At 60.4% G+C, this 13,074-nt stretch carries 12 protein-coding genes; 5 read left to right on the top strand and 7 right to left on the bottom strand.

Going from position 1 to position 13,074, the window contains the following annotated elements; translation table 11 throughout:
- The first annotated feature begins 135 nt into the window (after positions 1-135).
- The 4 genes from HDF10_RS03050 to HDF10_RS03035 all read left to right on the top strand — a co-directional run bounded on the left by HDF10_RS03050 (position 136) and on the right by HDF10_RS03035 (position 4,608).
- Entirely contained in the window at positions 136-1,689 is a 1,554-nt protein-coding gene (locus HDF10_RS03050) for a hypothetical protein (RefSeq protein WP_260177574.1), read from the top strand.
- Positions 1,690-1,824: 135 nt separating this feature from the next.
- Entirely contained in the window at positions 1,825-2,538 is a 714-nt protein-coding gene (gene bshB1, locus HDF10_RS03045) for a bacillithiol biosynthesis deacetylase BshB1 (RefSeq protein WP_260177573.1), read from the top strand.
- Between the two features lie 95 nt (positions 2,539-2,633).
- Positions 2,634-3,575 (top strand): ferritin-like domain-containing protein, encoded by a 942-nt coding sequence (locus HDF10_RS03040; protein ID WP_221271379.1) that lies wholly within the window; start codon positions 2,634-2,636, stop codon positions 3,573-3,575.
- A 13-nt stretch (positions 3,576-3,588) separates the two neighbouring features.
- Positions 3,589-4,608 carry a ferritin-like domain-containing protein gene (locus tag HDF10_RS03035; protein WP_183810311.1) on the top strand — a complete coding sequence of 340 codons (1,020 nt, stop codon included), beginning with the start codon at positions 3,589-3,591 and terminating at the stop codon, positions 4,606-4,608.
- A gap of 89 nt (positions 4,609-4,697) precedes the next feature.
- On the opposite strand, the gene HDF10_RS03030 is transcribed toward HDF10_RS03035, so the two are convergent.
- The 6 genes from HDF10_RS03030 to dcd form a co-directional block, all read right to left on the bottom strand.
- On the bottom strand, positions 4,698-5,318 hold the full coding sequence (locus tag HDF10_RS03030; RefSeq protein WP_183810309.1) for a hypothetical protein: 621 nt from the start codon (positions 5,316-5,318) through the stop codon (positions 4,698-4,700).
- A gap of 212 nt (positions 5,319-5,530) precedes the next feature.
- Positions 5,531-6,469, bottom strand: a complete 939-nt coding sequence (gene lpxD / locus HDF10_RS03025) for a UDP-3-O-(3-hydroxymyristoyl)glucosamine N-acyltransferase (protein ID WP_183810307.1) — start codon at positions 6,467-6,469, stop codon at positions 5,531-5,533.
- Positions 6,470-6,485: 16 nt separating this feature from the next.
- On the bottom strand, positions 6,486-7,430 hold the full coding sequence (locus HDF10_RS03020; protein ID WP_183810304.1) for a lysophospholipid acyltransferase family protein: 945 nt from the start codon (positions 7,428-7,430) through the stop codon (positions 6,486-6,488).
- 92 nt (positions 7,431-7,522) lie between these two features.
- Complete coding sequence (locus tag HDF10_RS03015; protein WP_183810302.1) at positions 7,523-8,224, bottom strand: lipid-binding SYLF domain-containing protein; 702 nt, start codon at positions 8,222-8,224, stop codon at positions 7,523-7,525.
- Between the two features lie 421 nt (positions 8,225-8,645).
- On the bottom strand, positions 8,646-9,350 hold the full coding sequence (locus HDF10_RS03010) for a response regulator transcription factor (protein ID WP_260177572.1): 705 nt from the start codon (positions 9,348-9,350) through the stop codon (positions 8,646-8,648).
- Between the two features lie 57 nt (positions 9,351-9,407).
- Positions 9,408-9,962 (bottom strand): dCTP deaminase, encoded by a 555-nt coding sequence (gene dcd / locus HDF10_RS03005; RefSeq protein ID WP_183810299.1) that lies wholly within the window; start codon positions 9,960-9,962, stop codon positions 9,408-9,410.
- A 241-nt stretch (positions 9,963-10,203) separates the two neighbouring features.
- Here dcd and HDF10_RS03000 point away from each other — a divergent pair, with 241 nt between their 5' ends.
- A complete protein-coding gene (locus HDF10_RS03000) occupies positions 10,204-10,473 on the top strand; it encodes an HU family DNA-binding protein (RefSeq protein WP_158943184.1) in 270 nt (89 codons plus the stop codon).
- A gap of 83 nt (positions 10,474-10,556) precedes the next feature.
- Here HDF10_RS03000 and priA read toward each other — a convergent pair whose 3' ends face one another.
- Entirely contained in the window at positions 10,557-13,049 is a 2,493-nt protein-coding gene (gene priA, locus HDF10_RS02995; RefSeq protein WP_183810297.1) for a replication restart helicase PriA, read from the bottom strand.
- Positions 13,050-13,074: the final 25 nt, after the last annotated feature.

Genomic DNA, 13,074 nt, shown 5'->3' with positions numbered 1-13,074 from the left:
CTGCTCCAAACCAATAACATTCAAGCCTTTGCCGATTGCTGCCAAACCGCGGACTGGCCGAGTCCTTTGTTATACTCGGCAGATAGCCGTGGCCGCCAGATTATGCCGCAGCGCTCAGGTTGGAGTTAGTTACCGTTGACGAATCGAAGTCTCTTTACCCAGTCTCTCCGTGCCCAGATCTTCTGCGGCCTCCTGATCGCCGCTGTGACGCTGGGACTTACAGCCTGCGGCCCGTATTACTACAAGTTCCCCCAATACACCTTCGCCAACCGGCCGGTTCCGCCCAGCAAGCTTGCCCAACGCGTGATGATTGGCGTCACGGCAAACGGCGGCACCAGCGGCAGCCTGCAGATCGTCGATGCGAAGCGTGACCTGCGCAACAACGTCGAGAACACCAGAACTTCGTTCTCGATCAGCGGCTACTCCTCCGGCTATCCCAACCTCATCCTCAACTTCCCCTCTGAGATCGCCGGGTACGTCTACTCCAACACTCTGGGCGACGTGCAGATCATCAACTACGGCACCGAGTCCGCCACGGGTTCTGCCGGCACCTTCCCGGCCAGGTCGACCAGCGTCGCGGTCCCGCCAACCTTCGGCCACGTCTACTCGGCCGAAGAGGGCGCCGGCCTGCTCGGTATCATCGACAGGACCACAGGCGGGACCTACGCGCTCAACCTGCCGAATGTCTTCCAGGTCGTCGTCAACCAGGGCGACACGGTCATCTTGGCGATGGTCCGCAACTCCAACTCGCTCTACCGCGTGATCAAGCTGAATGCCAGCCAGTACACCACCTCGACCGCCGCCATTGCCGCGATTGGCGCGGTGGACTGCCAGCCCTTCAACCTTCCTGTCTACTGCGTCATCCCGGTCAACACCGGAAGCAATACGAGCGCCTTCGACCGGCCCGCCGGAGCCTACTTCTCCCTCGACGGCAACACGGTCTACGTTCTCAACTGTGGCGCAGAGTGCGGTGGAACCACCTCCAGCATCACCTACCTGCTGCCGGGCGCGCTTCAGGTCAACAGCTACACCAACAGCACCGTCCCGGCGCAGCAGAACCCCAACGCCTTCTCCTCCAATCTCCCGGTCCCGGGCGGGGTCACGACGGCAGTCTCCGATGGAAATAATCTCTACGTAGCCGGTCAGCAGCGGCAGCCAGACGGCCTCTTTGCGGGCAATCTCTCCATCATCAGCCTCGCGACCAACGCCGTCACCAGCACTGTCTCCATCTCCGACGGCACTCACACCAAGATTCTCTTCGCTGACGACAATACACTGTGGATCGGCTCCCAACTCTGCGCCACCGGCGAGCGCGCGGCCCGTGCGGCCCAGCAGATCGCAACCGGCCAGGCCACCGACCAGAGCGCCAACTACAACTGCCTGACCCGCGTGGTTCTGCCGTCGGGTTCCACCGGGGCCAGCGCATTCATCGTTCCTGCGGTCACGCAGAGCGCAACCTCGCCGGTCGTCGTCCCCTACCCGAACACAAACCAGAACCAGTATTACTATGGCGACCTGACCGGCCTCTGCTGGGTTCAGGGCTTCCACAAGGTCTACACCGCGTACGGGGGACAGGTCCACGCCTTCAATACGACGGACGGCTCCGAGATCAACAACGCCAACATTACCGTTCAGGGCACAGCGCTCGACGTTGCCTACCTGGACGCCGTCACCGACGCAGCCAACTAGGGTGTTAGCTCTTAGCCTTTAGCTCTTAGCCAGAAACAGAAGCAAGCAGTCGCAACGAAGTATGTTGTATTGCATCTCGCTGTTAGCTAGAGGCTAAGAGCTAATAGCTAGGAGCTGAATTTAGGAGCCCGCCCCTTGGACATCCTTGCCATTGCGGCCCATCGCGACGACGTCGAACAGACCTGCGGCGGCACTCTGATGGCCATGCACGCCCGCGGCTGGACCACCGGTATCCTCGATCTCACCCAGGGTGAGTCCGGCACTCGCGGCACCGCCGCCGACCGGGAAGCCGAGGCCAACGTCGCCGCCCGCATCCTAAACGTCGCGCATCGCGAGGCTCTCGACCTTCCCGATGGCAACGTCGAGAACACCCTGGCCAACCGTCTTAAGCTAGCCGCCGTTCTCCGCCGCCTGCGCCCCCGCGTGGTGATCCTTCCCTACTGGCAAGGCCGTCATCCCGACCACTACACCTCGGCCACGCTGGGCTATGAAGCCTGCTTCGTCAGCGGCCTCGCCAAGGTCGTAACGCCCGGCGACCCCCACCCGCCGCATCGTCCGTACAAGATCCTCTACGCAAGCCTCTATGCCGACGTGCGTCCCACCTTCGTCGTCGACATCACTCCCTTTGTTGAGCAGCGCCTGCAGTCTCTGTTGACCTACCGCTCGCAGTACGGCGCGCAGCCTGAAGGCACCGGCCTCTTCGTCCCCGAGGAGGAGATCCGCGAGCGAACCTTCGCCACCGCTCGCCACTACGGCCTGCTGGCGGGAGTCCGCTACGCCGAGCCCTTCATTCAAAAAGAAGTGAGCCTTGTTGATGACATCATGAACCTTGCTGTCCAATCAATCTAACCGCGAATATTATCGTCTCGGCAATCCGTTCCGTCCTGCACTTCGTCATCAGAACGAAGGTGCAGGCAGCAACGTGCACTGAGGAGAGGTACATCGTGGAAAAAAAGCTAAATGACTTGATAGACAAAGCCCTATCCCGCCGAAAGTTTCTGGCAGGAGCAGGGACGGCCGCTGCCGGAGCAATGATTATCGGTTGCAACAACAGCACACCAGCACCAACCACCACGCCCACCCCAACGCCGACCCCGCTCGACATCCCCGACAACGACATTCTGAACTTCGCCCTCAACCTCGAATATCTTGAGGCCGAGTTCTATCTCTACGCCGCGACCGGCTCCGGTCTCTCCTCCACCGATGCACTCACCGGGGCAGGTACCACGATCGTTCCCCCTGGCATCAAGGCAGTGCCGTGGAGCAGTCCTGTCTTTGCTCAGTACGCCGCGGAGATCGCCCAGGACGAACTGAATCACGTTCGCTTCCTCCAGGCAGCCATCACGGGGAACAAGGGAACTCCAGTTCCCCGCCCTGCTCTAGACCTCACCTTCTTCGGTCCGCTGGCTGTCGCAGCTAAGATCACCACCTCCCCCACCTTCAATCCCTTCGACGGCAATAACGACTTCCTTATCGGAGCCTTTGTCTTTGAAGATGTTGGCGTTACGGCTTACAGCGGTGCCGCTCCTCTGCTCGCCAACAACAACATCCTGAGTGCTGCTGCCGGCATCCAGGCCGTCGAAGCCTACCACGCCGCCGAGATCCGCACCCTGATCACTGCCGTAGATGGCGCAGCCGGAAATCAGACCTACACCACCATTGCCAACCAGGTGTCTGCTCTCCGCGCCACGCTCGGCGGAGGTAATGAGACTGCCCTCAGCGTCAGCAGCATCGTCGCTGCCGATCCCACCAACGCCATCGCCTTCCACCGCACAACCGATCAGGTTCTACACATCGTGTACGGCGCGGCGGGCGGAGCAGGCCTCTCCAAGGGCGGCTTCTTCCCCAACGGTCTCAACGGCAAAATCTCAGTAACGGCTTCCTAAGGACGGAGACATCATGGCAACTCTAGAGACACAGCAGCTCGATGAAATTATCGTAAGTACCCGCCGAAAGATGCTCACCAAGGGAGGCGCCGCGCTGGCCGCTCTTGCCTTCGGCGCAACCGCAACCCCTAAAAAAGCAGAGGCCCAGTCGGCCACGATCGGCGACTCGGACATCCTCAACTTCGCTCTCAACCTGGAGTATCTCGAGGCACAGTTCTACAACCTCGCGGTCTACGGCGTCACCATCGACAAGCTGTCGACGCCGATTCCCGTCAGCGTCAACGGCAACGCCGCTGGCACTGTCGCTCTGAGCCCGACCTTCGCCAAGGTGCCTTTCTCGCTTTCCTACGTCCAGGCCTATGCCACGGAGACCGCAACGGAAGAAGGCAAGCACGTCCTCTTCCTCCAGGGAGCTCTTGGATCTAAGGCAGTCTCGATGCCCAACATCGATCTGTACACCTCCTTTAACACCCTTGCCGCGGCAGCGCTCATCGGTCCATCCTTCAACCCCTTCGCGAGCGACGCAAACTTCCTCATCGGTGCCTACATCTTCGAGGACGTAGGTGTCTCCGCGTATCACGGAGCTGCTCCTCTGATCACCGACAAGGTCAACATCCTACCGGCTGCTGTAGGTATTCACGCGGTCGAGGCCTACCACGCAGGTCTCATCCGCACGACCATCAACGGACTCGATGGTGGCGGCGGAACGGGCCCGCTCAGCACGCTGACTCAGATGATCTCGGCAGCTCGTTCTTCGCTGGCGAATCCTGATCCAACCAAACCGATCACCACTCCGTTCGTTACCTTCACAGGTTCAGCGGCAGACGACATCGGAGTCACCACAACCCAGGTCGCGCTCAACACCGCAACCGCGAACATCACCGCATCCACCATCGTCGACTGCGACCAGAACTCACTGGGCTGGGCCCGCAGTACCTCCCAGATCCTCGCAATCGTTACTGGCACGAAACCAACAGATACGGTCCATCAGGGAGTCTTCTTCCCCAATGGCCTCAACGGTCTCATCGCGTAGTTCATACATAGTTCCATGCACTCGCATCAACAAGAGCCGGGGCCCTCAAAAGCCGCGGCTCTTTTCTTGTTCCCATTGTTCAAAGACCTTCAGACAATCACTCGCGCTCGCAGCCGCTGCCTCACAAACTCAACTACTTCTTCCGTCACGTAGACCGGTGGCCGTATCGCCAGTACCGGCGTTCCCTCTACCAGCTTCAACGAAACACCCTTCCACTCGGGCCTTCCGAGCACACCCTCCGGCACCAGCACAGCATCGGCACGATCCAGAAAGTATTTCGCCGAATCTTTGAAGTCCGCTGTCGCCGGATCGAGCACGCTCAGATAGAGATCGGGCCGCAGAAACCGCAGGATGCTGTTCGACTCGATCACCACATTCTCTGCGCGCTCCATCTCCTTGCGAATGCGCGGCATCGCCTCGGACAGATCGCCCTGCCGAGTCCTCACCCAGAACGACCGCACCGCACCCGCAGCCAGATAGCGCCCCGAATCCGTCGTTGCATCTCCCCCGGGGCGCTCTTCACTCACCGCAACTGTGTGTTCGGCGGTCTCGCAGTCGCAGGGCTCCCCATTGACCGAGCACATCCCATGCCCGAACTGCGTGATCTTGAATGCGGTCCAATGCATCTCCGGCATGGCGGCGATCAGCCCTGCCACGACGCTGGTCTTTCCGATGTTTCTCGTATGCCCGCCGACCACCACAATCGCCATCAATCACCGCGTGCTTCCCAATAATTTTAGTCCTGCCGGACGGGCCCACTACGCGTGGAGCGGGCGTTCGCACGCCCTTTTAGAGCTTCGCATGGTCCTCCCGTTGGTCGGCACAAGATCCTGTTCGCGACCAAAGGGAGCGCCAACCGAAGGGGTATACACGTCACGAAGTGACCGCCCCACGCGTAGTGGACCCGTCCGGCAGGACAGCTTTAACGCCGCTTCAACCGCGCAAGATCCCGCAGATACTCCTTCAAAGGCCGCGCCGGCCGCCCCCAGAACACCTCGCCCTGCCCACGCATCTTCTTCCCGCTCAGCACTCCCGCTCCACCGCCAAGGATCACGCCCGCCCCCACCGTGGCATGCTCTCCAATCCCCACCTGCCCGCCCAGAATCGCGCCCTCCTCCACCACGCTCGAACCAGAGATCCCCGTCTGCGCCGCAATAATCACATTCCTCCCAATCACGCAGTTATGCCCGATATGCACCAGGTTATCGATCTTCGTCCCGCGCCCGATCCGCGTCTCCCCCAGCGCTCCACGATCGATCGTCGTATTCGCGCCAATCTCGACATCGTCCTCCACCACCAGCCGCCCCTGCTGCGGAAAGATCAGATACTCTCCCGTCTCCGCGCTCCGCACATACCCAAACCCCGTCGATCCCAGCACCGCTCCCGCCTGCACCACTACGCGGTCGCCCAGCACCGTCCCCGCGTAGATCGTCACCCGCGCACCAATCTCGCATCCACTCCCAATCACCGCGTCGTCGCCAAGCACAGCACCAGGCCCAACCGCAGTTCCAACACCAATCGCTACCCTCTGCCCCACCACGGCCGAAGCATGCACCCCCGCCCGCACGCCGCCGACGCTCAACCTCCGCGCCACCAGCGCAAACGCATACCTAGCATCCGCCACCCACAAAACCCTTGGGTCCGGCGTCCGATAGGGCGGCAACTCCGCCGACTCCAGCTTCCTGCTCGCCAGAATCACCCCGGCCTTCGACTGCAACGCCCTGCCCAGCGCCTCGCCTTCAACCGCAAACACCACAGAATTCTCGCCAGCATCCTCGATACTCGAGACCGCCGTAATCTCCACCTCCAACAGCGGTGCGCTCACCCCGACCCAGTCCGCGATCTTGCTCATCGTTGTCATCAGTAAATCCCCGCCATCAGTAAATCCCCTCTTCTCCCGGAGGCCGCGTCTTCCACCGCCGATGCATCCACAGCCACTGATCAGGATACTGCCGAATCGTCGCCTCGATCGCCGCCGTAAACGCAGCTGTATTTGTAACCGCATCGGTTTCAGAATCACCCGTATGCCTCACTTTAAGCTCTTTGCCGAAGCGCAGCACGTACTTCTGATCGCTCTCCTCCCACAGCAGAAACCCCGGCACTACCGCTGCTCCCGTCTTCCCGGCGATCCGCGCCAACCCCGAGGCCGTACACGCCTGCACCCCAAAGAACGGCACAAACACACCCTGCGGCGGAGTCATATTCGTATCCATCAGAATCCCCACCGTCTCCCCTGCGCGCATCGACGCAATCAAACCTCGCGCAAAGTCGTCCTTATGAATGACACGATTTCCATGCAGGCATCGAATGCGATTCACAAACTCATCCACGAGCGGGTTGTCCAACCGCCGTATCACCATTCCCATCGGCATACCCATCAGCGAGTGATAAAAACTCGACAGCTCCCATGCCCCCAGGTGCCCCGTCAACACCAGCACACCCTTCCCGCGCTCGCGAGCCGCCAGGTAGTTCTCCAATCCCTCGTAGCGAATAAACCTGCTCGCACTCTCCGGCGTGTATCCCGGCATGAGGCAGAACTCCGCCAGCAGCCAGCCCAGACGCCGGTACAACGACCGCAGAATCCTCTCCCGCTCCGCCTCCGGCATCTCCGGAAACGCAAGCTTCAGGTTCCGCACTCCCACTCCGCGCAGCCGCCCCAGCGCGTGATAGGCAATCGCCGCAATCCCCGAGCCCACCGCCCTGGCCGATCCCCGCGGAAGCAACCACATCAAGTGAACCGCCAGCCAAACCACGGCAAACTCAACCCGTTCGCGGAAGCTCACCTCCGCGTCAATTCCCTCTTTTTGTGGACCTTTGCTCAAGCCTCTAGTCTACCGATTCCAACCCTCGCCACCGGAAAAACAGAAAGGGCGGCCGAATAAGCCGCCCTCCCCGCAATCGAACAACAGATGCACTACTGGTTCTTGGCAACGACGAAGTACTTCGCCACAGTGCGCACAAAGGGACGAGCCTCAACAGGCGTAACCTGCTTGCCGCCGAGGATCTGATCGAATCCGATGTCCGAACCATACAGCGCGCGAGTATCGTCCTGGTTCTGCGACAGCACAGTGCCATCCAGATTGATGCCGGCGAACAAGCCCTTGGCGCGAGAGTAGCTCAGGAACTCAGCGTTCAACTTCCAGTCCGTTCCTGCCTGCGCATTGCGGCCAACCGGGCCTGCAGCTGCAGCAGCATCTGCACCTAGTTTGAACTTATTCTTCAGCATGTCCTGGAGACCTTGCTGGTTCATCGCAACAAGAACCAGGTCCGTCGCCTGTCCGCCAATCTGAAAGCCGAAGCTGCCGCCGGCCAGTTGAACACACACCGGAGCGCTCCACTTTCCGCTTGGCGTACGGCAGGTTGCGACACCCTGGCCATACTGCGCGCCTACAACGAACGCGCCCTTCTTGTAGCTGGGAATCACCACTACGCACGATGCGCCTGACAGAATGCCACCCGGAATCGCCTTGTCCGGGGTCGCCATAATCTCGTGAAGCACCTGGGTGGCAGCATTGAGACGCTCCGCAACCTTCGCCTTATCGCCCTCCGCCTGCGCCGACAGAGAACCGGCGACCATCGCCAAACCACACAAAGCCACTGAAATCTTCTTTAGCATTATCGTTATCCCTTTCACACTTTCGTTTCTGTATTTTGGAGGGGGCCCGCCAAGCTGCCTATTTCCAACAATATATACGATGAGGAGAAATCGTTCTAAGTTGTCTCGCCAACAGAACGGGACCAGAATACGCCGAGACAACGACACACACGCAAAAAATGGGGGTTGTAGAGATAATGTCGGGAGAACTCCGACGCTATCTCTACAACCCCTCTCCCAGGTCTGTGTTGCTTGGTAGTACTTTGCCCCACATTACCTTCGCTCACAACGGTACGAAGGTGGGTACACCTTTGAGCAGTTCTTGTTTACTTAACAGTAAACAAGAAATTGGCGCGAAGATCTGACTAACTAACGGCAGGCATGGACTTACAACTCAGAGTCAGAACAGCACGTCGCAACCGCCAAAATTCTGTAACGAAATTTAGGGTACCTGACGCAGCAGCAGCTTCTGATTCACCACCTGAACCGACAGCGCGATGCGATTATCGACTCCTACCTTCCGCATCAGTTTGCCTACGTGCTTCTTCACCGTACCCACGTCGATGCCAAGCTCCCGGCCGATCGCCGGGTTCGGGTGTCCCGCAGCCAGCAGACGCAGCACCTGCAACTCTCTCTGCGTGAACTTAGGCGCCTTCGCCGGTTTAGCCGCCGTCTCTGCTCCGGTTGAAGTCGACTCCAGCAACCGCGCCAGCACCTTCCGCGGAGCCCACACCGACCCATCCTGCACCACATCGATAGCCATCCGAATCTCGCTCTCCTTCGCCGAATGGGCCAGGTAGCCCTTCGCCCCGGCGCCGATGATGCGTTGGATGTGATCGTGGTCCTCCTCCAGCCCCAGCACGATCAGCCGAAAGCGGGGCCGGGTCCTGCGAAATGTAGCCAGCAGCTCGAAGATGTGATCCGTGCACGCCGAATCGATCAGGATCAGCGACACTCCCGAAGCATCGAGCGCGCCCGGAACCGACAGTGGAACCACCTCCACCGGTCCGCCATCGGGAAAGATCGTCTGCAATCCCAGGATCCGCAGCGGATCCGCCGCCACCAGGCCGACGCGCAGAGCTCCCCCGGCCTTCTTCCCCTTCTTCTGTTTGGCATCCTTCATCGCCTGCGCAGCCCCTTTACTCAACGTGATGCATTTAGTAGGCCGACTTCAGCGCTTCAAGAAAAATCGTGATCTGCCGTTCTACAGCTTCGGCAGCACGATTCCCTGCTGATTCTGGTACTTCCCTTTACGGTCCGCGTAACTGACCTCACACACCTCATCGGACTGGAAGAACAGGATCTGGCAGAGCCCTTCGTTTGCGTACACCCGCGCCGGCAGCGGCGTTGTGTTCGAGATCTCGAGCGTCACAAACCCCTCCCACTCCGGCTCGAATGGCGTCACGTTCACGATGATTCCGCATCGAGCGTAGGTTGATTTGCCCACGCAGATCGTCAGCACATCGCGAGGAATCTTGAAGTACTCGATCGACCGCGCCAGCGCGAACGAGTTCGGCGGAACGATTACGCTCTCGGCCTGCACCGTCACAAACGAGCGCTCGTCGAACGCCTTCGGATCGATGATCGCGCTGTTAACGTTGGTAAAGATCTTGAACTCGTCAGAGACCCGCAGATCGTATCCATACGAAGAAAGTCCATACGAAATAACGCCCTCTCGAACCTGTTTTTCGCTGAACGGAGAGATCATTCCGTGTTCGTTCGCCTGCTGGCGAATCCAACGGTCGCTTTTAATTGCCACTCTGGTGCCCCTTCGGTCTCTGCTTTTGAAATTTCTTCCATTCTCGCAGAAGGTAGATATCCCTAATTGTCGCAGAAGGGTGTAAATTGGGTGCGGTAGTTCCCAGGCCCCATTGCATCATTAGATTCTTCATCTTACGGTAGCGTTCTATCGTTGACAATCGGAGTTTGAGTTTCTACCATCACCGTACTACCAGGTCAGCATTCAGTTTCAAACAAATTACAGCCCAAGGGCGGCCCAGATGATTAAGCAGGATCTCATACAGAGGGTGGTAGAAAGAACCGGCCTTCCAAGGACAAAAGCAGAGTCGGCTGTCGATGCGATCTTCGAAAGCATGAAGGCGACTCTCATCGCGGGCGACCGCATTGAACTCCGCGGATTTGGTGTCTTTACCGTCAAGCCGCGCAAAACCGGAATCGGCCGCAACCCAAGGACCGGCGCCGAGGTCACGATTGCCCCAGGCAAAGCAGTCCGCTTCAAGCCTGGCAAAGAGCTTCATCTGCTCGACTAACGCATCCGACCCTAAGTCTCGGCGCACCAGCAGTCGGGACTCGTTTGCGAGAACCTCCCCAACATTTTCTTGAGCGCGATGCGTCACATCAGATGCACCGCATCCACGTCGACCACCAGGTTCCGGCGCGCGATTCCTTGCGTCTCCGCATACTCGAGCATCGCTCTCAGCGTCTCGCTCAGCGCCTGCCGCCGCTCCGCCTTCAGCACAAAGTGGTACCGATAGATCCGCTTCAGCCGCACAATCGGAGCCGCCGCCGGCCCCAGCACCCGCACCTTATCCAGCCGGGCCTTCTGGAACCATCGCCCCAGCGTCCCCGCCCATCCGGTCGCCTCCTCCAGCTTCTCACTCTGAATCACCACATTGGCCAACACAGCAAACGGCGGATAATGCATCCACCGCCGGTACTGCATCTCCTTCGCCACAAACCCCGGATAGTCATGCTTCGCAGCGAACTGAACAGCATAGTGATCCGGGTGATACGTCTGTACCAGCACCTTGCCGATCAGATCCCCACGCCCCGCTCGTCCTGACACCTGGGTCAGCAACTGAAACACCCGCTCCGCCGCGCGAAAGTCCGGCAGCCCCAGCTGAAAGTCCGCTCCAATCACTCCCACCAGCGTAACTCCGTGAATGTCATGTCCCTTGGCGATCATCTGCGTCCCCACCAGCAGATTGATCTCGCCCCCGTGCAGCCGCGCCAGCAGCCGCTCCATGTCGCTCCTCCCGCGCACGGTATCGCGATCCATCCGCCCAATCCGCGCCGTCGGAAAGAGCTCCTGCAGCCTCTCCTCCCCCTGCTGCGAACCCACCCCAAGAAAATAAAGATGTTCACTCTCGCACTTCGGGCAAGCCTTCGGCACCGACCGCCGCGACCCGCAGTAGTGACACTCCAGCCTCTGACCCGGCTGCGCAATCGCATCGTTCCCGCTCACCGGCTTGTGATAGGTCATCGACACCGCGCAGTTCTCACACTCAATCTTCTCCCCACAACTCCGGCACAGCACCGTCGACGAGTACCCCCGCCGATTCAACAACAGAATCACCTGCTCTCCGCGATCGAGCGTAGCCTGCGTCTCCTCCATCAGCCTCCGCGAAAAGATCTGCTCCTGCCCCGTCTCGCGAAACTCCTCCCGCATATCCACCAGCTCCACCAGCGGCAGCGGCCTGTCCGCAACCCGCGCACGCATCTCTACCAGCGCGTAGCGGCCCTTCTCCGCATTCGCCCAGCTCTCGAGCGACGGCGTCGCCGACCCCAGCACCACCACGGCCTCATTCAGCTTCGCCCGCATCACTGCCACATCCCTCCCGTGATACCGCGGCGTCTCCTCCTGCTTGTAGCTCGAGTCGTGCTCCTCATCCACGATGATCAGCCCCAGATCCACCATCGGCGCAAACACCGCCGACCGCGTCCCCACCACGATCCTCGCCTCGCCTCGCCGAATCCTGTGCCACTGCTCCGCCCTCTCATCCGGGGTCAGTTGCGAGTGCAGCAACGCCACCTCGCCCCCAAACGCCGCGACCATCTGTCCCGCCATCGCCGGCGTCAACCCAATCTCCGGCACCAGCAGCAACGCGCTCTTCCCCGCATCCAACGCCCTCTGCATCGCGGCAAAATAAACCGAGGTCTTCCCACTCCCCGTAATCCCATACAGCAGATGCGGCCTGAACCCATCCTTCTCCATCGCCGCCGCAATCGTCCCCAGCGCCTCCATCTGCGCTTCATTCAAAGCGTGCTCATGCGCGTGCTTCTTCCCCTCTGCGCCCACGCCGCCCAGATGAAACACCTCCGCAACCTCTTCTATCCCCACCAGCCCGCGCTTCACCAGCGTTCCCAGCGTAGACTCAGGCACTCCCGCGCGCGTCAGGCTAAGCCGAAGATCCCGTACCCGCATTCGCCCGCCCACCGCCGCAAGCTCCGCCAGAATCGCTGTCTGATTTTCATTCAGCTTCGCCAGCCGAGCCTCCGTCACCAGCACCGCCACCTTCTCCAGCCGCCGCGCATCCCGCTCCTCCGCCACAGCCTCCCTCACCAGCCATTTCTTCCTGACCATCCCCTCCAGCAGCCCCTTATTTGCCCCCGTAGCCGACCGCAGCGCCGACATCTTCGCCGACTCTCCCCCCTCCAGATAATTCAGCACCGAGTACTCGCGATTCTGTTCCTCCACCGTCAGCTTCGATCGCCGCGACGACCCCTTCACCGCCCCCTCATACAACACCTTCCGCCCGGCCTCAGCGATGCGATAAGAGAAGTGTCGCTTCACCTCCGCCGCCAGCGGCAGCATCCCCCGCAGCACCTCACCGAGCGGAGCCACATAGTACGACGCAATCCACGTCGCCAGCTTCATCAACTCCTCGGGCAGCAGCGCGGCATCATCCAACACCTGCTGCACCGGCTTGATCTCAAACCCCTCTGCCGGCGCATCCTCATGCACCCGAACCACTACGCCCATCAGCGTCTGCCCGCTGAACGGCACCAGCACCCGCGCCCCCACCACGGGAACAACCCCATTCACCGCATAGGTAAACGTCTGGTCCAGCGGCACCGGCAAAGCAACATCACAAAACTGCGGCATCTCTCCAGCTTAACCTCTCCAACCC

The organism is Tunturiibacter empetritectus, assembly GCF_014201375.1.
Taxonomy (GTDB): domain Bacteria; phylum Acidobacteriota; class Terriglobia; order Terriglobales; family Acidobacteriaceae; genus Edaphobacter; species Edaphobacter lichenicola_D.
Note: the sequence above shows the minus strand (reverse complement) of the source record. Positions and strands in the feature narration are given on the sequence as shown.